Source organism: Galbitalea soli, assembly GCF_010686725.1.
GTDB classification, from domain to species: domain Bacteria; phylum Actinomycetota; class Actinomycetes; order Actinomycetales; family Microbacteriaceae; genus Galbitalea; species Galbitalea soli.
The window spans coordinates 97,999-119,578 of sequence record NZ_JAAGWZ010000005.1 but is presented as its reverse complement, the minus strand read 5'-3'; the positions used below and the strand labels follow the sequence as shown (position 1 = coordinate 119,578).

The following is a 21,580-nucleotide window of genomic DNA, read 5'->3' as shown; positions in this document are numbered from 1 at the left end:
GACCATCATTCAAAGGAGAATCATGAGCACCGACACCACCACCGTGCGCGTCGCTTCCGTGCGCGCCGAGCTGCGCACCGACAGCACCGACGTGGCCGTCCCCGCGCCCCGCCTGAGCTGGAAGTCGGCCGCGACCACCCCGGCCTGGCTGCAGGCGAGCGCCGAACTGCGCGACGGCTCCGGCGACACGGTCACCGTGGAGGGGCGCGATTCCGTGCTCGTGGAGTGGCCGTTCACCCCGCTCGCTCCGCGCGAGCGCCGCACGGTCAGCGTGCGCGTCACGGGCGTCGACGGCTCCACCTCCGAGTGGAGCGAGCCGATCGAGGTCGTCGCCGCGTTCCTCGCCGAGGGCGAGTGGAGCGCCCCGCTCGTCGGCCTCGCCGAACCCGCGGCGGCGGCGCAGCCCGCGCTGCTCCGCCACGAGTTCGCGACCGAAGCCGAGGTATCCCGCGCGACCCTGTACGCGACCGCGCACGGCGCGTACCAGGTCTGGATCAACGGCGCCGAGGTCGACAACCAGATCCTCAAGCCGGGCTGGACCAGCTACCAGTGGCACCTCGTGCACGAGACCACCGATGTCACCGCGCTGCTGCGGCAGGGCGACAACGCGATCGGCGTGAGCCTCGCCGGGGCGTGGTACACCGAGAACTTCGGCTTCCGCGACAGCGCCAGCCGCTTCTACGGCGAGCAGCCCGCCGTCGCCGCCCAGCTGGTCATCGAGTACACGGATGGCCGTACCGAGACCGTGCTCACCGGCGCCGACTGGCGTGCCACGGGTGACGGCCCGGTCGTCGCGAGCGGCATCTACGCGGGCGAGAGCTACGACGCGACCCGCGAGCAGGCGGGCTGGACCGAGCCCGGCTTCGACGACTCCGCCTGGTCGGCCGCCGCCGTGCAGGGCGACACCGTGCCCACCCCGCAGCCGCGCATCGCCCCCGCCGTGCGGGCGATCGAGGAGGTGGCGGTGCGCGAGGTGATCACCTCGCCGAGCGGCGCGCGCATCCTCGACTTCGGCCAGAACCTGGTCGGCCGGCTCCGCATCACGGTCCGCGGCGAGCGCGGCACCACCCTCACGCTGCGCCACGCGGAAGTGCTCGAGCACGGTGAGCTGGGTATCCGGCCGCTGCGCAACGCGGCGGCGACCGATCACTTCACGCTCGCCGGAACGGGCGAGGAGACGTGGGAGCCGCGCTTCACCTTCCACGGCTTCCGCTATGCGCAGCTCGATGGGCTGGCCGGGGAGCTCGACGCCTCCGACGTCACCGCGGTGGTCATCCACAGCGACATGGCGCGCACCGGCTGGTTCGACAGCTCGCACGCGCTCGTCAACCGCCTGCACGAGAACGTGGTCTGGGGCATGCGCGGCAACTTCCTGTACCTGCCGACCGACTGCCCGCAGCGGGATGAACGGCTCGGCTGGACGGGCGACATCCAGGTCTTCTCCCCGACCGCGAGCTTCCTGTACGAGGCCGACGCCTTCCTCACCGGCTGGCTGGTCGACCTGGCGCTGGAGCAGAAGGCGGCCGACGGCGTGGTGCCGTTCATCATTCCGAGTGTGCTCCCGGGGCGCCCCGGCGCCGCCGCCGCCTGGGGCGACGCCGCCACCGTCGTGCCCACCGTGCTGCACGAGCGCTTCGGCAACCTGGGCGTCGTGGCCGACCAGTACGAGAGCATGAAGGCCTGGGCCGACACGCTTCTCGGCATGGCGGGCGACCGGATGCTGTGGGAGGACCACTTCCAGTTCGGCGACTGGCTCGACCCCGACGCCTCGCCCGACTTCCCGGCCGACGCGAAGACCGATGCCGACATCGTGGCGAGCGCCTACCTCTACCGCTCGGTCGACTTCGTGGTGCGCGCCGCGGAGCTGCTCGGCAACGCCGCCGACGCGGCCCGGTACGGCGAGTTGCGGTCGCGCATCCACGCCGCCTTCCTCGCCGAGTACGTCGCCGAGAGCGGGCGCATGATGTCGGATGCGCAGACCGGCTACGCCACGGCCATCATGTTCGGCCTCTACCGCGACGAGGCGCAGCGCCTCGCGATGGGCGCACGACTCGCGGTACTCGTGCGGTCGGCGGGCTACCGGATCGGAACGGGGTTCGTCGGCACGCCGCTCATCACCGACGCGCTGACCGACACCGGCCACGCCGACACCGCCGCGCGGCTGCTCACCCAGACCGAGAACCCGTCGTGGCTCTACCCCGTGACGATGGGGGCGACGACGATCTGGGAGCGCTGGGACAGCATGCTCGAGGACGGCACCATCAACCCCGGCGAGATGACCTCGTTCAACCACTACGCGCTCGGCGCCGTCGCCGACTGGCTGCACCGCTCGGTCGCGGGTCTCGCGCCCGCCGAGCCGGGGTACCGCACCCTGCGCATCCAGCCGCACCTGCTCGACGGCTTCGACCACGCGACGGCGACGCACGACACCCCCTACGGGATCGCGACCGCGGGGTGGGTGCGCGACGGCGACACCGTGACCGTCTCGGTGGTGATCCCGGCGAACACGACGGCCGTCGTGACGCTGCCGGGCACCGACGACGTGCACGAGGTGGGCTCGGGCGAGCACCAGTGGACGGTCGGCGCGGCCGCCGCGCCGGTCGCGCCCGGCGCTGTCACCACGGAGAGTTCGCTCGCCGCGGTGATCGACGACCCGGAAGCGTACGCGGCGGTCTGGCAGGCGATCGCGGCGCACAGCCCGGAGCAGGCGCAGATCTTCCGGCGCCACACCAAGTGGACGGAGGGTCGCGCGCTGGGCGAGGCGTTCTTCCAGCTGTCGCCGAGCATGCAGGCCGAGATCGGCGCGGCGCTCGACGCGCTCAACGCCGGCCGCGGCGCGGGCACGGGGGCGACGGCGTGACCTCGGCCGCGTTCCCCGGGGTCGCCTGGAGCGGCCACTGGATCGGCCCGGAGCTGCCCCCTGAGCCCGAGGGGCAGATCAGCTTCGGCGGCGAGCTCACGCCCCACGCGTTCTCGCGGGTGCACTACCGCCGCTCGATCGAGGTCGACGCGGTGCCCGAGACGGTGCCCGCCCGGCTGACCGCCGACTCGCGCTACGTGCTGCACGTGAACGGCGTGGAGGTCGGTCGCGGCCCCATCCGCTCGCAACCGCGCCGACTCCGCTACGACCAGTACGACCTCGCGCCCTTCCTCCGCGTCGGAATCAACACGATCGCGGTGCTCGTCACCTACTACGGTCGACCGAACGCCTTCTGGCAGCCGGCTCCGGCCATCGGCGGGCTGGGCACGGATGCCCTGCTCGTGTTCGAGGCGGCGCTCGGCGACACCGTCCTCACCTCCGACGCCTCCTGGCGCGTCCTGCGCTCCCCCGCCTGGACCACCTTCGCGGGAGAGTCCATCGACGGGGTGCCGGTGGAGCGTCTCGACGCGCGACTGCTCGACCCGCGCTGGGCGACGACCGCGTTCGACGACAGCGAGTGGGCGCCCGCGACGATCGTGCGCACGAGCCACATCGGCGGCTTCGCCCGATCGCAGCCGCCCACCGACCCCTATGGCGCCCTCCTGCCGCGCGGGATCGCGGCCCTCGGCGGTGTCACGATCGAGGCCCCCGGCCTGAGCGACAGCTCCCGCCGGGCGAAGCCGACCTGGTCGAGCACGCACCCGTCGAAGCGGGTGGTCGAGGTGCTCGAGGCGGGCGGGGAGGCGGCGCCGGGCATCCTGCCGGTCACCGCCCAGCTCACCCCCGAGACCGTGCACCATCTCTCGGTCGACTTCGGCCGCATCGTCGCGGGCTACGTGGAGCTCGAGCTCACGGCACCCGCGGGGGTCGAGGTGGAGCTGCACTATCGCGAGCTCGCCTACGCCCCGGACGCCCCGATGTCGGCGCCGAACACGGGCGGCGCCTACATCACCCGCGGCCACGACGACCGCTACACGGGGCTCGAACTCAACGGCCTGCGCTACCTGCACATCGTGCTGCACGCACCGGTCGCCGCCGAGGTGACGGTGGCCGCCGCACGGGTGCACGAGTACACGTATCAGTGGACGGGCGACGCGTTCTTCCGGTCGAGCGACGAGGAGCTGAACGCGCTGTACACGGCGGGTCGGCGCACCGTGCAACTCAACTCCTTCGACTCGTTCACCGACTGCCCCACCCGCGAGCAGCGGGCGTGGGTCGGCGACGGTGTCGTGCACCAGCTCGTGCACCTCACCACGAACAGCGACTGGGCGCTCGCCCGCAACTACATCGCGCTCGGCGACTCTCCGCGCCCTGACCACATGCTGCCGATGAGCGTGGTCGGCGAGATAGAACTGCACGGCGCCATGACCATCCCCGACTGGGCGCTGCACTGGGTGCACGGGGTGTACAACCTCATGATGTTCGAGGGGGTCACCGATCAGCTGCTGGCGGTGCTGCCGACCGTGGAGAAGGTGCTGCGCTGGTACGAGCCCTACGTCGACGAGCACGGCACGATCAGCGATGTGCCGGAGTGGAACCTGGTCGACTGGGCGAGCGTGTTCTCGACCGGGCGCAGCTCCATCCTCACCGCACTGTGGGCTCGCGGCCTGGCGGAGTTCGGCGAGATCAGCGAGGTCATCGGCAACGCGGCCTCCGCCCGCTGGGCGCGCACCCGCTGGGATGCCGCGCGGGCCGGGTTCGAGGACTTCTGGGACGAGCGCCGGGGCACCTACATCGATCACCTGCTGGGCGGTGTGCCGATGGCGGCCGCGTCGCAGGCGGCGGGAGCGACGGCGATCGTCTCCGGGCTGGCTCCCCGCGAGCGCTGGTCGCGCATCATCGACGCGATCACGGATGACCGCACGCTCGTGGTCCGCTCCTGGATCGGCGGCAACGACGGCGGCTACGACGTGCAGAAGATGATCGAGCAGTCGCAGGGCATCCAGCGCATCGACTGGGACGCCGAGACCGAGGTCGTGCTCACCGAACCGTTCTACAGCTACCTCGTGCACGACGCGGTGGCGGCGGCGGGCCGCGCGGGCGATCTCACGCGCCTGGTGCGTCGATGGTCGGTGTTCCTGGTCGACGGCTACGACACCTTCGGAGAGTGCTGGGGCTGGGGCACTCCCGTGCACGGCTGGAGCAGCACCCCCACGCGCGACCTCGTGAGCTACGTGCTCGGAATCCGCCCCGACGCGCCCGGCTACAGTCGCGTGCGGATCGCGCCGGCGCCCGGCGGTGTCGCCGAGCTGGAGGGTCGCGTGCCCACCCCGCACGGCCCCGTGTCGGCGCATCTCGCGGGCGGCGTGCTCACGATCTCGAGCCCCGTGCCGGTGATCGTCGTGGATGCGGCCGGCGACGAGCACTCCCTCGCGGCCGGCGAGCACCGGATCCACTTCGGCTGAGCCGTTCCAGATTGCTAAACAATCTGCTACATTGATTGACAATCCGGTGGCACCTTCAGCGCCCCGGAACCGCCACCGTCGACGGCAGAGAGGATGCCCATGCCCGGCCCGAGCATCTCCACCATCCTGCCCAGCGCGATCTACGACGAGCTGCGCGCGAGCATCCTCAGCCAGGTCGCCGCTCCCGGGACGACGTTCACCGAGTCGGCGGTCGCCCTGCAGTTCGGCGTCTCCCGCCCCACCGCGAAGATGGCCATCGAGCGACTCGTGAGCGAGGGGCTGCTGCACCGCGAGGTGCATCAGGCGGCCCGCGTGCCGGAGCTGAGCCGGGCCGACATCGTCGACCTCTTCGACACCCGGGCGGTTGTCGAGTCCGCCGCCGCCGCCAAGCTCGCGAGCGAGGGCACCGTGCCGCGGGAGGCGCTCGACGCGCACCGCCGGATCCAGGCCGGGGCCGACGGCGACCTCGCCTACGCGCCGCTCGACATCGCGTTCCACCGCGCGCTCGTCACCGGTCAGCCCAGCACCCGCCTCGTGCGTATGCACTCGCTCATCATGGGCGAGATCGAGCTGTGCATCGGGCAGGTGCAGGCCAACCATCTGCGCACCGCCGCCGAGGTCTCGGCCGAGCACCAGGCCATCCTCGATGCCGTCGGCGCCGCCGACCCCGAACTCGCTGCGCGCCTCACCCGCAGCCACGTCGAGGCGTCGCGCGAACGACTCCTCGCCCACGTCGACGCGAGCGGCACCGCCGACTCCCCGAGCAGAGAGAATCACCGATGAAGAGACGTTTCCCGAAGCCGCGCGACCTCGCGCCGCTCATGCAGTTCAAGAAGCCGGAGCTGAACGCGAAGAAGCGCCGACTCGCCTCGGCGCTCACCATCTACGACCTCCGCGACATCGCCCAGCGACGCACCCCCAAGGCCGCCTTCGACTACACCGAGGGCGCGGCCGAGGCGGAGATCTCGCTCGCCCGTGCGCGGCAGGCCTTCGAGGACATCCAGTTCAACCCGGCGATCCTGCGCGATGTCTCGGTGGTCGACCTGTCCAGCGAGGTGCTCGGCGCTCCCGTGGCCATGCCGTTCGGCATCGCACCGACCGGCTTCACCCGCATGATGCAGACCGAGGGCGAGATCGCGGGGGCGTCCGCGGCCGGGGCGGCGGGCATCCCCTTCTCGCTGTCGACCATGGGCACGACCGCGATCGAAGACGTCAAGGCGGCCAACCCCACCGGGCGCAACTGGTTCCAGCTCTACATGTGGAAGGACCGCGACCGCTCGATGGCGCTCGTCGATCGCGCCGCGAAGGCCGGCTTCGACACGCTGCTGGTGACCGTCGACGTGCCGGTCGCCGGAGCCCGCCTGCGCGACAAGCGCAACGGCTTCTCCATCCCCCCGCAGCTCACGCCGGGAACGGTGCTGAACGCCCTGCCCCGCCCGGAGTGGTGGATCAACTTCCTCACCACCGAGCCGCTCGCCTTCGCCTCGCTCGACCGCTGGTCGGGCACCGTCGGCGAGCTGCTCGACAGCATGTTCGATCCCACCGTCACCTTCGACGACCTCGCGTGGATCAAGGAGCAGTGGCCCGGCAAGCTCGTCGTGAAGGGCGTGCAGAGCGTGGCGGATGCCCGTACCCTCGCCTCGATGGGGGTCGACGGCATCACGCTCTCCAACCACGGCGGCCGCCAGCTCGACCGCGCGCCCATCCCCTTCCACCTCCTCCCGGAGGTCGTGCGCGAGGTCGGCAAAGACACCGAAGTCCACCTCGACACCGGCATCATGTCGGGCGCCGACATCGTCGCCGCGATCGCGCTCGGCGCGAAGTTCACGCTCATCGGCCGCGCTTACCTCTACGGGCTGATGGCGGGCGGGCGCGAGGGCGTCGACCGCACCATCGGCATCCTCGGCGACCAGATCGCGCGCACCATGCGCCTGCTGGGTGTGAAGAGCCTCGCCGAGCTCGAACCGGGCCACGTCACCCAGCTCGAGAGGCTGGTGCCGAGGGCGCGATAGACCGTCGCATCGGTCGCCCCACGGGGCGCGGATGCGCGAGAGAACAGCCCGGGGGCGGTGTCGTGGTGGTCACCGCCCCCGGGCTCGTTCGTGTGCGGGGTCAGGGTGTGCGGGGTCACGGTGTGCGGGCGAGGGGTGCGGCGCGGCGGGCGCCTCGGGGTCAGGGCAGCGGGCCGAGCAGGTTCGCGGCGATCGTGCGATGCACGGATTCGGCGTCGGAGGGGTGGAACACCCCCGCGAGCACGTCCCGGTAGAGCCGTGCGAGCTCGGAGTCGGCGCCGTAGGAGCGACCGCCCGAGACCCGCACCGCGTGGTCGACGACGCTGCGCGCGGTGTCGATCGCCCGCAGCTTGGTTCCGGTCAGGTAGCGGAACCAATTGGCACCGTGGTTCACGAGACCGTCGACGTCGGCGGCCAGTCCCTCCAACTGCGGCCGGAGGGCGTCGAGCGCGATCGCGGCGTCGGCGAGCTGCCAGCGGATATCGGGGTCGAGGGCGTAGCTCGCCCCGCCGTTCAGCAGCGAGGTGCGCCGCTGGGCCGCGGCGACGCCCAGCTCCAGCGCGCGGTCGGCGAGCCCCGCGTACACCGAGCCGATGAGCAGCAGGAAGCCCGAGAAGATCCCGAAGATGAAGGGGTCGGGGCTCGGTCCCACCGGCAGGATGCGCACCACCCGGTCCGCGGGCACGATCGCGCCCTCGAGTCGCGTCGTGTGGCTCTGCGTCGCGCGCATCCCGAGGGTGTCCCAGTCCTCGACCATCGACCAGCCCGGGGTGTCGCGCGTGATGAATCCGTGCACCAGGCGCGGGGTATCCGGGTCGCTGTCATCCCGCCCGAAGATGCCCAGTCGCGTCCAGGCGGGGGCCAGCGAGGTGAAGATCTTGGTGCCAGTGAAGGCGTAGGAGCCGTCGCCTCGCGGCTCGGCGCGGGTGGTCGAATCGAAGAGCACGAGGTCGTTGCCCGCCTCGCTGTTGCCGAAGGCGAAGAGCTCCCCCGCGGCGGCCTCCTCCAGGAGCCAGTCGAGGCTGTGATCGCCGCGCTCGGCCAGCACGCGCGCGACGCCCACCCAGACGAGGTGCATGTTGATGCCGAGGGCGGTCGCGGGCGCTGCGGCCGCGAGGGCGCGCTGGTCGCGGACGAGGTCGAGGAGGGGGCGCGGCGCGAGGTAGCCGGCGGCGCGCAGCTCGTCGAGGTCGTCGCTGAAGAAGGCGTTGTCGCGGTCGTAGCCGGCCGCGCGGGAACGGATCCGCTCCAGCAGCTCGGGGCTCAGGATGGTCACGGTGCCAGCCTAATTCGGGTGCGCCGCAGCTTCACGAGCACGGTCACCGCGATGACGGCGACGCAGGCGAGCGCGATGAGCGCGGCGACACCGGCGACGCCGACCCCGGGGGCGACGAGAGGGAGGAGGAGCACGACGACGGCGGCCGGGATCACCACGTCGGCCCGCACGACGGGTCGCTCCACGATGGGCGCGTGCGCCGCCCAGAGCACGATGAGGAACACCGCCACGGGAATGCCGATCGCGAATCCGGCGGCGGTCGGCTCGAGCTCTGAGTGTCCTCCCGCGCTCGCGACCGCCGCCTCGAGCCCCGCCCCGAGTGCGGCGAGCGCCACGAAGACGGCGTAGTGGCTGTACCCCCACAGGTAGGAGCGCGCGCGGTTGTTCTCGAGCGCCTCGCCCGCGGGCTCCAGGTAGTAGAGCCACCAGAGCGCGAACAGGATCACGAGGCCGGCGAGGGCGACGATCACGAGCGGCCAGCTCACGCCGTGGCCGAGGCCCGTCGCGACCCCGTTCGAGATGGCGAGCACGCTCTCGCCCAGCACGATGATCGTGAACAGTCCGTAGCGCTCGGCCACGTGATGCGCGTGCCAATTGGTGCGCCCCGTGCGCTCGGCAAGGAACGGCACGCACAGTTCCGCCACCGCGAGCACGATGAAGGTCCACGCGCCCCAGCTCACGGGGAGCAGGAACGCCCGGATCGCCCACGCGAGCTGCACCACCGAGATCCCCACCGCGTACCGCACCGCGGTCGGTCTCCCCTCCGGGTGCTCGACGGCGGCCCGCACCCACTGCGCCACGAGCCCGATCCGCATCACGAGGTAGCCGATGGTGATGAGAAGGTAGTCGTTGCCGGCGAAAGCGGCCGGCACTCCCGCCGCGAGCACGAGCACCCCGGCCATCTGAACGAGGGTCAGGATGCGGTACGGCACGTCATCGGTGTCATAGGCCGAGGCGAACCAGGTGAAGTTCATCCACGCCCACCAGATCGCGAAGAAGACCATCACGTAGGGCGCGAGGTACGCGACGGCGGTACCGGACTCGAGGTGGGCGGCGAGCTCGGCCGCAAGCTTGCCGACCGCGACCACGAAGGTGAGGTCGAACAGCAGCTCGAGGGGCGAGGAGACGCGGTGGGCCTCGTCGGTGGCGCGAGCGGTCATCCGGGTGCGGAGGCGGAAGGCGGGCGAAGTCACGCGCCCATCCTGCCGCACCGGGGCGCGCGGCGCGTGCTGCGCGCGGGCCGGCCGGCCGGCGGCGACGCGAGCTCTCGTCCGCCGCCGCACGCAGGGCCCTGCGGCACGGATTGCAGGATCAGACGGCGCACCGCGCCGCCGCCTCCCCCGCGCAGCCAGTAAATAGGCGGGCCGGCGACGGCAGGCTCCCCCTCGCGGCGGTGTGGCTCCTGCATTGCGTGCGCGGTGGGGTGGCGCGAGCGGGCCGAGGGGCGAGCAGCACGAAGCGCGGTGGGGTGGGCGGGTCGGAGGGTGGGGGCGGGCAAGAGGGCCGGAGGTCGCGGTGGGCAGGGCAGGAGCGGGGCGGCGGGAGGAGCTGTGGACACGCGCGGAGAGACGGCGCGTCCTCGATCTATAGTCTCTGCGTTGCCGGCTCACGGGGAAGGGATTCTGTCGATGACCGATTCACACGAACGCGGAGGCGTTCGCGCCGACCTGGTGTTCTACCTGTTCCGGCCGTGGTGGCGCACGGTGTGGCTGGTGGCCGCGGTCGCTTGGAGCGTGACGCTCAACGTGCTCTACATCTCGGGCTCGGCCCACACGGAGGGGATTGGCGTGGCGTCAGTCATCCCGATCTGGGCGTACACCTTCGGGGTCGCGGCACGGCGGTGGCGCACTCGGCCGGGGGCGCCGCAACGGCGGTGAGCGGACGGCGGCCGACGGAGCGGTCGGGCGCCGCAACGGCGCTGAGCCGAGGGCGGCCGACGAGGCGGCCGAGGGTCAGCCGTCGGCGCCCCTACGCCCGCATGATGCTCGCGATGGGGGCGCGCATCGAGTGCACGGCGGGCACGAGGCCCCCGAGCAGCGCGGTCCCCATGCCGACGAGGATCCCCGCGGCGGCGACCGCGGTCGGGTACGGCGGCGCGGCGATCCCGTAGGGCGCGCCGAACTGCTGAGCGAGCGTCGGGTAGATCGCCCACGACATCGCGATCGCGACGACGCCGGCGACCACGGCGATGAGCTGCGATTCGAGCACCATCACCGCGGGGAGGTGCCAGCGGCGGGCACCGAGCGCGCGTCGGAGCGACAGCTCGGATGACCGCTCCCGCACCGCGCTGAGGCCGATGTTGGCCACCGCGACCGCCCCCGCCACGAGGCCCAGGATCCCCACGACGAGGAACGCGGACCGTGTCGCCTCGACCTCCTGCCGGAGCCCGCCCACGGTGTCGACCCGCTGCACCGCCCAATCGACCCGGACTCCGCGCAGCGAGGAGAGCCCGTTGAGGCGGCGTGTCAGGTCTTCGGTGGCGAGTCCGGGCGCCGCCACCTCCAGCGAGGTCGTGAGCTGCGCCTGATTGCCGCGCAGGAAGGCGTCGGCGTCGGCGAGCGCGACGTAGGCGCGCTGATCGTGGGCCCCGTCCTCGACGACTCCGACGACGAGCGCCTGCAGGGTGGTCTCGGCCGTGGACGCCCGCAGCTCGATCGCCCCGCCGAGGCGGAGGTCGAGCGCGTTCGCCTCCAGCCGGTTCACGACAACGGGCACCGCGACGGTGTCGCGACGGCCGCCCAGCCATCGCCCGCCCAGCACCTCGAAGGGGTGGTTGCGGGTGAGCTCCGGCTCGGTGAAGGAGATGTCGACCGAATCGGACCGGCCCTCGCTCACGATCGTCGCCGACTCGAGTTGGGCGATCCGCGCGACCGAGCCCCCACCGACGTAGGGCTGGAGCTGCGCCTTCCACTCGACGCTCTCGGTGAGGCCCTCCGCGCCGTTCAGCCCGCTCACGAGAAGGGTGGAGGGCGAGCCGTCGGCCATGAGGGCCCGGTGGGTGACGGTCGTCTCGATGGTCGCGGCGGCGGAGGCGACGGTGACGACCCCCACGACCGAGGAGGAGAGGGCGATGATCGCGAGCAGGGTCCGCACCCAGTTGACCGCGATGGACTGCAGGGCGATCCGGAGGAGGTTCATGCGCCGGCCTCCGCGAGGGCGGGCGGGCGGTGGTCGGCGGCGGGCGCGGGCACCTCGGAACCCGGGGCGAGGGTGCCGCGGGTGAGCCGCAGCAGGTCATCCATCTCGGCCGCGACGTCGTGCTCGTGGGTGACGACGACGAGCGCGGCGCCCTGTTCGGCGACCCGGCCGAGCAGCAGGCTGACGATGGTGCGGCCGGTGTCGGCGTCGAGCGATCCGGTGGGCTCGTCGGCGAGGATGAGCGCCGGGTCGTTGATGAGCGCCCGGGCGATCGCGACCCTCTGCTGCTCCCCGCCGGAGAGGTGGCGGGGGCGCCGGCGGGCGGCGTGCCCCATGTCGACGCTGTCGAGTGCGGCGTGCGCGCGGTGTCGCATCGCGCGCTCCGTCGACCCGCCCCGGTGTCGCAGCGGCACCATGACGTTCTCGAGGGCGCTGAGGTGGGCGAACAGGGCGAAGCGCTGGAAGACGAATCCGATCTCGGTGCCGCGCAGGCGGTCGCACGCCCGCGACGACAGCCGATCGACGCGCTGCCCGTTCAGCAGGTACTCGCCCGCGAAGTCGGGGTCGAGCAGGCCGAGCACCGACAGCATGGTGCTCTTGCCCGATCCCGACCGGCCCATGATCGCCACCGAGCTGCCGCGCTCGACCGACAGGCTGACGTCGCTGAGCAGGTGCGGGAGGCCGGGTACCGCCTTGCCGACGCCCCGCAGTTGGATTACCGGCTCAGCCATTGAACAGCGAGGGGCTCGGCACTTCCACGGTGTCGCCCTCGTGCAGGCCCGAGGTGATCTGCACGTCGAAGCCGTCGGTGATGCCGAGGCCGACCTTCACGGTCGAGCGGCTGCCGCCGCGCACGAGGGTGACCGCCCCGTTGTCGAGCGTTCCGGCGACGGCGAGCGTGGGGAGGGTCAGCACGTCGGTCGCGCCGGGGAAGCGGAAGGCGATCGTGCCGGTCATTCCGAGTACGACGGGCTGGTCATCCGGAATCTGGCAGGCCATGAGGTGCTCGTCTTTCGAGTCGGGCAGGGTGGTGGGCCTCGGGTCGAGGAACCGGCAGTCGAACGGCGACCCGCTCGCCACGATCTGCGCCTTCGCCGAGAGCGGCGTCACGGCGAAGCGCAGCAGGTCGGCGCCCTCCACCGCGGCGACGAGGGCGAAGCCGGTCTCGGTCGCGAGCGCGATCGGCAGCCCCTTGGCGACGCGCTGCCCGTCGGCCACCAGGATGTCGGTGATGCGCGCGCCGGTCGGGAGGTCGACCGCGTGGGTCGTGCCGTCCGGGGCGGTGATGACCGGTTGATCATGCGCTCCGCGCCGGATGGTGCCGGCCACGGGTGCGGTCACCTGGTACTCGACGTCGCTGCGCACCTCGGCGCCGAGCGACAGCACGGGGATGATCGTCTTCCGTTTCACGGTGACCTTCGCCGGCCCCGCATAGCTGGGCTCCGGGTCGGCGGGGTGCACCGCGGCGGGCGTGCACCCCGCGAGCAGCAGTGCGGCGACGGCGACCGTCGCCGCGAGGAGTGCCCGCCTCATTTCGCCGCCACCGTGGGAAAGTCCGAGCAGAGCGAGTCGTAGTCGCTCTTCACCCCGGATGGGTCATCGAGGTTCATCTTGTCGAGCACGTTCGTGGTCCAGACGTGGTCGGGGTCGTCCTCGTCGTCGCGATGGAACTCCATCGAGGGCCATTGGTTGAGCTTCGCCTCTGCCGCGGCGAGCGCCGGCTTGTCGTCTGATGCGGAAGCGGTCAGATAGGCGGACTCCCAGGCGCAGAGCCAGGTGTACCACGCGACGTAGCGCCCCAAACCCTGTTCCATGACGCCATCCGAGGAGGCTGGGATCATGCGGTCGGGCAGCGCCGGAGGGTAGGCGCGGCCGGGTGGGAGCGGCTCCGGGATGAGCCGGCTGACGCGCCGGTACTCACGATCGGCGTTTCTCTGCGTCTCGGGAATCAGAGGCGGTGCCGTGGGCTCGGCGAACCCGGGCGTTCCCCCACCCGACGCCGACGACGTACCGGGCGCACTCTCGCACCCCGTAAGGATTGCGCCGATCAGCCCGCCCACGATCACGACGGTAATCGCGCGGCCCGTCACCGCGCCGGCGGGGCGGCTCTGTCGCTCGCTCATTTCGCCGCCACCGTGGGGAGTTCGCCGCAAAGTGACTGGTAATCCTGTTTAACTCCGGACGGATCGCCCAACTTCATGGGGTCGAGTACGTGGGTGATGAAGCCCTTCTCCGGGTCGTCTTCCACGTTTTGATAGAAGTCCATCGTTGCCCACCGCTCGAGCATGGACTCCGCGAGTGCCGTCTTCGCCTTGTCACCGGCGGCGAAGGAATCGAGGTACGACGACTCCCACGCGCAGAGCCACGTGTACCAGACGACGTTCCGCGCGCCGCCCGCCTCCAGAAGGCCATCCTCCGGGTCGGGCACGAAGTCAGCAGGGAGTCCCGGCGGGTAAGCGCGACCCGAAGGTAGCGGCTCGGGAACGGCGGCGATATTCCGCTTGTACTCCTCAGCCGCGCTGCCCTTCGTCAGCGCGACGAAGGACGGCTCCGCCGAGGGCACGGTCTTGCCGGGCACGTTCGCCTGATGAGACGGTGTCGCGTGGGGCGATCCCGAGCATGCGGTCAAGACCATCATCACCGCACCACCGATGAGGGGAGCGAAGAGTCCCCTGCCGCGGACGCTCACATTGCGGCGGGCCCAGTTCGCCCTCATTTCGTCGGCACCGTGGGGTAGTCGGCGCACATCGACTCGTGATCCTGCTTGACACCGGATGGATCGTCGAGCTTCATCGGGGCGATCACGTTGTCGACCCAACCGTGACTAGGATCGTCGACCGAGTCGCGATAGAAGTCGGAGCGAGACCAGAGCTCGATCATCGACGCGGCCAACTTCGACTGCTTGGCATCACCAGCCGCGTACGCATCGAGGTACGAGGCTTCCCAGGCGCAGAGCCACGTGAACCATGCCTTGTTCCGGCCGATGCCTTCCTCGACGATTCCCTCGCCTGCGGGAGGGAGTTCTGCCGCTGAGATACTCGCTGGAAATGACGTGCCAGAGGGAAGCGGAGCAGGCATTTTCGCGATGCTTCGCTTGTATTCAGCGTTCGCACTCGATTCCGTCGCCGCGACGAAACCGGACTGAGACGTTGGAATGGACGTAGGCGATTCCACGCCTGGACTCTTTGCTGAATGGGGCGAGGACGTGCAGCCCACGAGGGCCAACACCAGACCGATTGAGGCCGCGAACGCTAGCGACGAACGACCCATCACCAGTGGACCGTTCCGGACCACGTGCCTGCCTCACACCCGAGCTTGGCGTTGAAGTAATAGAAGCCGGAGCTGAAGGTGTAGCGGTAGCCCGCCGGGCCATCAACGTTTCGGAAGGTCGCTCCGCTTCCGTTCCGAATCGACGGGAACTGCGTGGATTCACCGTACTGCTCGATATGCGTGCGAAATCCGATGTTGACGTATCCCCCCGCCCCGCACGTCTCGTGCACCCGGACATTCGAAATCGCGGCATGGCCAGTCACGTGCTTGTAGTGGGCCTTGGTGTAAAACGTCTTCGACCAATAGACGTGGCTTGGCCCAAGACTCAGAGTTTCCGCATACGCCGCAACCGCCGGCCCCGTCACCACTCCGACCGCGATGGCCGCCGTGGCCGCCACCGCCATCACTGCGCGCCGCCGCCGGCTCCGTTTCGTGTGAATCATCTGGTTGTCTCCTTCGTAACTCGCGGGTTATTGAGGAACAATCAATATCACAGGGAGGTGCGAGGGGTGCACCACGAGTGCGTCGCCTGTGGATAACGTCCAATGGGCGTACATCCTAGACATATAGTCACGTATGAACGCAAACCGACATCACGGCATCGGGAGGATTCTCAGCAAAGCGAGCGCCGCAGGGCGCGGTCAGCCGCGGGGCGCAGTCAGCCGCAGGGCGCGGTCAGCCGCAGGGCGCAGTCGGCCGCAGGGCGCGGTCAGCTCCCGTCGCGGAGGTTCCCGGCGGTCTCGCGGGCGAGCCGCACGTGGTCGAAGCGCGCGTGCACCCCTCGCCCACGGGAGCTTGAGCGAGCATCCCGAGTCGGGCCCGGCCGTCGTCACCCAGTCGGAACAGGCGCACGAAATGCCAGTACACCCCGTCGGTCGAGTAGTGGAACGCGTAGGCCACGCAGATGCGCGCGACGCGCAACCAAACCCTCGGCGAGTCGATCGCGATCGCGTTGGCGTCGTCGGAGTGCCCGCGGGTCACCACCGACACGACCATCGGCTGGCCCCGCGGGGAGTACTCGAAGCACAGCTTCGCCCAGCACTCCTCCGACTCCCACAGGCACAGCACGCCCGCATCGAAGGTACCCGCGAAGTCGACCGTCACCCGTGCCGACAGCATCACGTCGCCGGGGCGGTCGATGAGCAGCGCCGCGAGCGACAGCTCACCCCGCCACTACGCGTCCTCCCAGCCGGGCAGGGTGGGCGGACGCTTTTGCCCGCCCACGATCACGCCTCGCCGATGTGCACGCCGCGCGGTTCGACGGTGATGCCCTCGACCGCCACCGTCGTGTCCCCGTGGTTGATGAGGAACAGGCGACCGCCACGTCTCACGGCCTCGACGCCCGCGACCGGCGCCGCCAGCACCCCGGTGACGCCCGCGTCGCCGAGCACGCGGTCGAGCAGGTCATCCATGCCCGAGCCGACCGGCTGGGTCGCGACGTACCAGGCGGCACCGGATGCGGTGGCCCGCCGGGTGATCGCCGGCCAGCCCGCGAGGTCCCCGTGTCCGAACGTCGCCACCACTTCGGCATCGGTGGCGTGCAGGTACTCGGCCCAGACGGTCGCGGGCGTCTCGCCCGACGCGAGTCCCACCAGCACGCCGGTCGGCAGCTCGACCGAGGCCGGAGCGGAGGCCGCGAGGTCAGCCGTGGCGAACGGCGCGAACTCCTCCACCCGCACGCCGAGGGTCTCCTGCAGCGCCCCGAGGTAGCCGCCCGCGGTGATGCGGGTGGTCTCGTCGGTGATGCCGCTCTGGTAGCCGACCACGAGGTGGCCGCCCGCCTCGGCGAACGCCGCCAGGTTGCCGAGCGCCGCGGCGGAGGCCGTGAACAGGGTGGGAACCACGACGACCGCGTAGCCGGAGAGGTCGCTCGTGGCCCGCACGAAGTCGACGGTCACTGTCCGCGCCCAGAGCTCGCGGTACCAGGAGTAGATCGACTGCACGTAGGAGAGGTGGGCGGGCAGGGCATCCTGGTTCAGGCTCCACCAGCTGTCCCACTCCATCACGATCGCGACCCGGGCCTCGACCCGCGACCCCGCGATCGACGACAGCGACTTCAGTTCGGCGCCGAGCGCCTCGACCTCGCGCCACACGCGGGTGTCCGTTCCGGCGTGGGGAACGAGCCCGGAGTGGAACTTCTCGGCCCCCGACACCGACTGGCGCCACTGGAAGAAGAGGATGCCGTCGGCACCCCGCGCGACCGCCTGCAACGACCACGCCCGCATCTGCCCCGGTCGCTTGGGCGCGTTGCGTCGCCGCCAGTTGACGGCACTGGGCGCCTGCTCCATGAGCAGCCAGGGCTGACCGCCGCGCAGCGAGCGCATGAGGTCGCGCGTCATCGCCGCGTAGGCGGGTGACTCCGGGTCGGCCGGGTCGGGGTAGGAGTCGTCGGAGACGACGTCGACCTCCTGCGCCCACTTCCAGTAGTCGGCGGCGCCGAACAAGCCCATGAAGTTCGTGGTGATGGGCACGGCGGGCGTCGCGGCGCGCAGCACGGCGAGCTCGGTCCGGTAGCACTCGAGCAGTTCATCCGAGCTGAACCGGTCGAAGTCGAGGAGCTGGCCCGGGTTGCGGAAGGTGGGCGCGGCGCTGGGCGGGTGGATCTCGTCGAAGGTTCCGTAGTTCTGCGACCAGAACGCGGTGCCCCATGCCGCGTTGACCGCCTCGACCGTGCCGTACCGGGCGCGCAGCCAGCCCCGGAACGCCTCCGCCGAGACCTCGCAGTAGCAGTGGCTCACGTGGCAGCCGTACTCGTTGCCGATGTGCCACAGCTCGAGTCCGGGGTGGTCGCTGTAGCGCTCGGCGATCTTCTGCACGAGCCTCGCCGCGAGCCGCCGGAACACCGGGGAGCTCGGGCAGTACTGCTGCCGGCTGCCCAGCTGCAGGCGCACGCCCGTCTCGGTGACGGGAAGCACCTCGGGGTAGGCGTGCGAGAGCCACGGGGGCGGTGATGCGGTCGCCGTGGCGAGGTCGATGCGCACCCCGCCCTCGTGAAGCTTCGCCATGATGCGGTCCAGCCAGGCGAAGTCGAAGTCGCCCTCGCGCGGCTCCAGCTTCGCCCAGGAGAAGATGCCGAGGCTCACCAGGCTGATGCCGCCCTGCTGCATGAGGCGCACATCCTCATCCCAGATCTCCTCGGGCCACTGCTCGGGGTTGTAGTCGCCGCCGTACCAGATCGCGGGGGTGGTGTCGTTCATTCGTCAGCTGTCTTTCGTGATCGTGGTCGGGAGGTCAGCCCTTGACACCACCGGTCGCGAGACCGGTCTGCCAGTAGCGCTGGAGGTAGAGGAAGGCGACGACCAGCGGGATGACCGATACGAGCGACCCCGTGATGACCGTCGAGAACAGCGCCTGGGCGCCGCCGCCCGCCGCGCTGGCCGCCTGCTGCTGTGCGAGCCCCACCGTGAGCGGGTAGAGCTCCTGCGTGTTCAGCATGATGAGGGGCAGGAAGTAGTTGTTCCACGTCGCAACGAGCGCGAACAGGAACACCGTCACGACCCCGGGGCCGAGCAGCCGCAGGCTCACCTGCCAGAAGATGCGAAACTCCCCCGCGCCATCCACCCGGGCCGCCTCGATGAGCGAGTCGGGCACGGCATCGGCCGCGTACACCCGCATGAGGAAGACCCCGAAGGGGCTGACGAGCGAGGGCAGGATGACCGCGAAGGGCGTGTTTGTGAGCCCCGCCGACGAGAACAGCAGGTAAGTCGGGATGGCGAGCGCGGTGAGCGGGATCATGATCGCGCCGAGGGTGACGCTGAACAGCGCCTTGCCGCCCGGGAACTGGTACTTCGCGAAGGCGTACCCGGCCATCGTGGCGAGCAGGGAGGCGCCGACCGCCGAGACCCCCGCGTAGAGCACGGTGTTGAGCGCCCAGCGCAGGAAGATGCCGCCCTGCGCGCTGAAGACGTCGCCGATGTTCTGGAACAGGCTGAAGTGCGCGCCGAACCAGAGCCCGAAGCTCGAGAACAGGTCGGCGTTGTCCTTCGTCGACGCGATGACGAGCCAGAACAGGGGGATCACGAAGTACAGCGCGATGACCCAGAGGATCACCGTGAGCAGGTTGCTCCGGCGCTTCTCGGGTGAGTACGCCTTCGGCCGACGGGCGGTGGAGGCGGCCGCGGGTGCGGCGGTGCTGAGGGCGCTCATCCGAGGCGCTCCCTTCGCTGGGTGGTGAGCTGAACGACGTAGGAGACGATCATGATCACGATGCCGAGGATGAAGGCGACCGCGGCCGCGTAGTTGACGTCCTGGTTCACGAAAGCAAGGTTGTACGCGTAGAAGTTGGGTGTGTACGACGAGTTGATCGCGTTGGGGGCGATGTTGCGCAGCAGGCTCGGCTCGTTGAAGAGCTGGAAGCTGCCGATGATCGAGAAGATGACCGTGAGCAGGATCGCCGGACGGATCGCCGGGATCTTGATGCTCCACGCCACCCGGAACTGCGAGGCCCCGTCGATCTCGGCCGCCTCGAAGAGCTCGGCGGGGATCGACCTCAGGGCCGAGTACATGATGATCATGTTGTAGCCGACGAACTCCCACGTGACGATGTTCATCATCGAACCGAGCACGTTGCTGTCGGACAGCAGGTTGGGCTGGCCGAGCCCGAGGAAGCCGAGCACCTGATCGATCGGGCCGAAGTCCTGGCCGTAGAGGTAGCCCCACATGAGCGTGGCGACCACTCCGGGAATGGCGTAGGGCACGAAGAACAGCAGCCGGAGCACCTTCGCGCCGCGAACGCGCCCGCTGTCGAGGGCCAGCGCGAAGAACAGCGCGAGGCCGAGCATGATGGGCACCTGGATGACCAGGAACAGCGCCGTGCGTCCGAGCCCCGCCAGGAACAGCGGGTCGGTGAATGTCTTCACGTAGTTCTCGACGCCGGCGAAGCTCGTGCCGCCCACGAGGCGGGTGGCGAAGAAGCTGAGGTACCCCGAGTAGAACAGCGGCACGATCAGCATCGTGACGAAGACGAGGAAGAACGGGATGACGAAGAGATAGGCGGCGCGCCACTGCTTCTTCTTCGTCGTGGATGCGCCCCCGGGGCGGGGACGCCTCGTCGCCGTGCCGGCGACGGCCTGTGTGCTCATCGGTACTCCTTTGTGGTGATGGCGGGGAAGAACGGGGACGGGGGTGGTCCCGCTCCGAGGAGCGGAACCACCCCGTGAGGCGTTACTTGTTGACCGTGAAGCCCTGCTGGGTTCCGTAGTCGACGAGCGCCTTCTGCCACGCGTCGAGGCCGGCCGAGAGGTCGCCCTTCGATGCGATCTGCTTACCGATGGTGTCGGTGAAGCTCGAGTAGGCGAAGTCCATGTAGGGCAGCCACTCGAACTTCGTGTCGACGGTGTTGGAGATGTCGGAGAACGTCTTGTTCACCTGCTGGCCGCCGTAGAACGCCGACTTGGTGTCGGTGAAGGCGGAGTCGGTGAGCACGTTGTTCGCGGTCGGCCAGAGGAACTGCTTCGACGCGAACAGCGAGGTGGACGACTTGTCGTTGTTGATCCACTTGGCGAACTCGTACGCGGCGATCTTGTTCTTCGAGGTGGCGAGCACCGCGTCCGACGATCCACCCCAGTTGCCGGAGGCGGGAGCGCTCGCGTCCCACTGCGGCAGCGGCGCGGCGGCCCAGAGGCCGGAGGTGTTCTTGGCCGTGCCCTGCAGGAAGATCGGGCCCCAGGCCGCGGTCAGCCAGCCGGCGTACTTGCCCTTCGCGAGACCCTGGTACCAGGCATCCGTGAAGTCGGGGTCGGTCGAGACCAGGTCGGCCTTGATCAGCTTCTCCCAGTAGCTCACGACCTGCTTGGCCTTCGCGCTGTTCACGTCGACCGTGACGCCCTTCTTGCCGTCGTAGCCGAACGGCTTGGCGCCGGCCTGCCACAGGAGCCCGAGCCACTGGCCCGCCTGGCTCGACGCGACATCGGAGATGTACGAGCCGGTCTTCTGCTTGACGAGGGCCGCGTCGGTCGCGTACTCGTCCCAGGTGGCGGGCGGCGTGGTGATGCCCGCCTTCTTCAGGATGTCGGTGCGGTAGAGGTTACCCATGGGGCCGGAGTCCTGCGGGATCGCCAGAACCTGCCCGTTCTGCACGACCTGGTTCCACACCCACGGCACGTAGTCGCTCTTGAGCTTCGCGCCGCCGTAGGGCGTGAGGTCGGCGAGCGACTTGGTCACGTTGAACGACGAGATGTACTGGTACTCGATCTGGGCGACATCGGGAGCGCCGGTGCCGGCCTTGAGTGCCGTGCGGATCTTCGTGTAGTGCGGGGCACCCTGTCCGACGTTCTCGACCTTCACCTTGATGGCCGGGTAGGCCTTCTCGAAGAGGTCGACCTCGTTCTGGATGTCGGGCACCCAGGTCCAGAAGGTCAGCGTCGTGGGCGTCTTCATGGCCTTGTCGATGTCGGCCTGGCTGACGGTGCCCGTGGTGGTGGTTCCACCGGTGGAGGTACCCGGGGTGCACCCGGTGAGGAGCAGTGCAGTGGTCAGCAGGCCGACGCCCAGCGCCAAAGCTGTTCTTGGTGCGCGTTTTCTCATGTGCCTTTCCTTTTTCGTGGTGGGCTTCGTCAGC

Annotated in this window: 19 protein-coding genes; 5 read left to right on the top strand and 14 right to left on the bottom strand. The window is 70.2% G+C overall.

The features are described 5' to 3' along the window. The first annotated feature begins 22 nt into the window (after positions 1-22). From G3T37_RS14210 to G3T37_RS14195, 4 genes are all read left to right on the top strand, one after another. Complete coding sequence (locus tag G3T37_RS14210; protein ID WP_163474557.1) at positions 23-2,860, top strand: alpha-L-rhamnosidase; 2,838 nt, start codon at positions 23-25, stop codon at positions 2,858-2,860. Continuing rightward, on the top strand, positions 2,857-5,325 hold the full coding sequence (locus G3T37_RS14205; RefSeq protein ID WP_163474556.1) for a family 78 glycoside hydrolase catalytic domain: 2,469 nt from the start codon (positions 2,857-2,859) through the stop codon (positions 5,323-5,325). Before G3T37_RS14210 ends, G3T37_RS14205 begins: the two co-directional genes overlap by 4 nt. 99 nt (positions 5,326-5,424) lie before the next feature. After that, positions 5,425-6,108: a GntR family transcriptional regulator gene (locus G3T37_RS14200; RefSeq protein WP_206673841.1), complete on the top strand. Its 684-nt coding sequence runs from the start codon at positions 5,425-5,427 to the stop codon at positions 6,106-6,108. After that, positions 6,105-7,337: an alpha-hydroxy acid oxidase gene (locus tag G3T37_RS14195; RefSeq protein ID WP_163474554.1), complete on the top strand. Its 1,233-nt coding sequence runs from the start codon at positions 6,105-6,107 to the stop codon at positions 7,335-7,337. The genes G3T37_RS14200 and G3T37_RS14195 overlap by 4 nt, the downstream gene beginning before the upstream one ends. A 160-nt stretch (positions 7,338-7,497) precedes the next feature. Here the strand turns inward: G3T37_RS14195 and G3T37_RS14190 are convergent, their stop codons facing one another. Together G3T37_RS14190 and G3T37_RS14185 are read right to left on the bottom strand one after the other, a co-directional pair. Then, entirely contained in the window at positions 7,498-8,613 is a 1,116-nt protein-coding gene (locus tag G3T37_RS14190; RefSeq protein ID WP_163474553.1) for an acyl-CoA dehydrogenase family protein, read from the bottom strand. Beyond that, the gene (locus G3T37_RS14185; protein ID WP_338401282.1) at positions 8,610-9,806 is read right to left on the bottom strand and encodes a low temperature requirement protein A; all 1,197 of its coding nucleotides are present in this window, start codon (positions 9,804-9,806) and stop codon (positions 8,610-8,612) included. The genes G3T37_RS14190 and G3T37_RS14185 overlap by 4 nt, the downstream gene beginning before the upstream one ends. Before the next feature lie 435 nt (positions 9,807-10,241). Between G3T37_RS14185 and G3T37_RS14180 the strand changes: the two genes are divergently transcribed. Further along, positions 10,242-10,490, top strand: a complete 249-nt coding sequence (locus tag G3T37_RS14180; RefSeq protein ID WP_163474552.1) for a hypothetical protein — start codon at positions 10,242-10,244, stop codon at positions 10,488-10,490. 91 nt (positions 10,491-10,581) lie between these two features. Here G3T37_RS14180 and G3T37_RS14175 read toward each other — a convergent pair whose 3' ends face one another. The 12 genes from G3T37_RS14175 to G3T37_RS14120 all read right to left on the bottom strand — a co-directional run bounded on the left by G3T37_RS14175 (position 10,582) and on the right by G3T37_RS14120 (position 21,546). Next, positions 10,582-11,751 (bottom strand): ABC transporter permease, encoded by a 1,170-nt coding sequence (locus G3T37_RS14175; protein WP_163474551.1) that lies wholly within the window; start codon positions 11,749-11,751, stop codon positions 10,582-10,584. After that, positions 11,748-12,482 (bottom strand): ABC transporter ATP-binding protein, encoded by a 735-nt coding sequence (locus G3T37_RS14170; RefSeq protein WP_163474550.1) that lies wholly within the window; start codon positions 12,480-12,482, stop codon positions 11,748-11,750. Before G3T37_RS14170 ends, G3T37_RS14175 begins: the two co-directional genes overlap by 4 nt. Further along, entirely contained in the window at positions 12,475-13,284 is an 810-nt protein-coding gene (locus tag G3T37_RS14165) for an efflux RND transporter periplasmic adaptor subunit (protein WP_163474549.1), read from the bottom strand. Before G3T37_RS14165 ends, G3T37_RS14170 begins: the two co-directional genes overlap by 8 nt. Next, a complete protein-coding gene (locus G3T37_RS14160) occupies positions 13,281-13,874 on the bottom strand; it encodes a hypothetical protein (RefSeq protein WP_163474548.1) in 594 nt (197 codons plus the stop codon). Before G3T37_RS14160 ends, G3T37_RS14165 begins: the two co-directional genes overlap by 4 nt. Further along, a complete protein-coding gene (locus tag G3T37_RS14155; RefSeq protein WP_163474547.1) occupies positions 13,871-14,329 on the bottom strand; it encodes a hypothetical protein in 459 nt (152 codons plus the stop codon). Before G3T37_RS14155 ends, G3T37_RS14160 begins: the two co-directional genes overlap by 4 nt. 134 nt (positions 14,330-14,463) lie before the next feature. Continuing rightward, on the bottom strand, positions 14,464-14,925 hold the full coding sequence (locus G3T37_RS14150) for a hypothetical protein (RefSeq protein WP_163474546.1): 462 nt from the start codon (positions 14,923-14,925) through the stop codon (positions 14,464-14,466). Positions 14,926-15,020: 95 nt separating this feature from the next. After that, positions 15,021-15,464, bottom strand: a complete 444-nt coding sequence (locus G3T37_RS14145; protein ID WP_163474545.1) for a hypothetical protein — start codon at positions 15,462-15,464, stop codon at positions 15,021-15,023. 232 nt (positions 15,465-15,696) lie between these two features. Then, positions 15,697-16,161 carry a DUF1349 domain-containing protein gene (locus tag G3T37_RS14140; RefSeq protein ID WP_422110993.1) on the bottom strand — a complete coding sequence of 155 codons (465 nt, stop codon included), beginning with the start codon at positions 16,159-16,161 and terminating at the stop codon, positions 15,697-15,699. Between the two features lie 86 nt (positions 16,162-16,247). Further along, the gene (locus tag G3T37_RS14135; RefSeq protein ID WP_163474544.1) at positions 16,248-18,218 is read right to left on the bottom strand and encodes a beta-galactosidase; all 1,971 of its coding nucleotides are present in this window, start codon (positions 18,216-18,218) and stop codon (positions 16,248-16,250) included. 34 nt (positions 18,219-18,252) lie between these two features. Beyond that, positions 18,253-19,167 (bottom strand): carbohydrate ABC transporter permease, encoded by a 915-nt coding sequence (locus G3T37_RS14130; RefSeq protein ID WP_163474543.1) that lies wholly within the window; start codon positions 19,165-19,167, stop codon positions 18,253-18,255. Next, positions 19,164-20,102: a carbohydrate ABC transporter permease gene (locus G3T37_RS14125; protein WP_163474542.1), complete on the bottom strand. Its 939-nt coding sequence runs from the start codon at positions 20,100-20,102 to the stop codon at positions 19,164-19,166. Before G3T37_RS14125 ends, G3T37_RS14130 begins: the two co-directional genes overlap by 4 nt. Before the next feature lie 82 nt (positions 20,103-20,184). Continuing rightward, positions 20,185-21,546, bottom strand: coding sequence for an ABC transporter substrate-binding protein (locus G3T37_RS14120; RefSeq protein WP_241732471.1), 1,362 nt, complete (start codon positions 21,544-21,546; stop codon positions 20,185-20,187). Positions 21,547-21,580 lie beyond the last annotated feature (34 nt).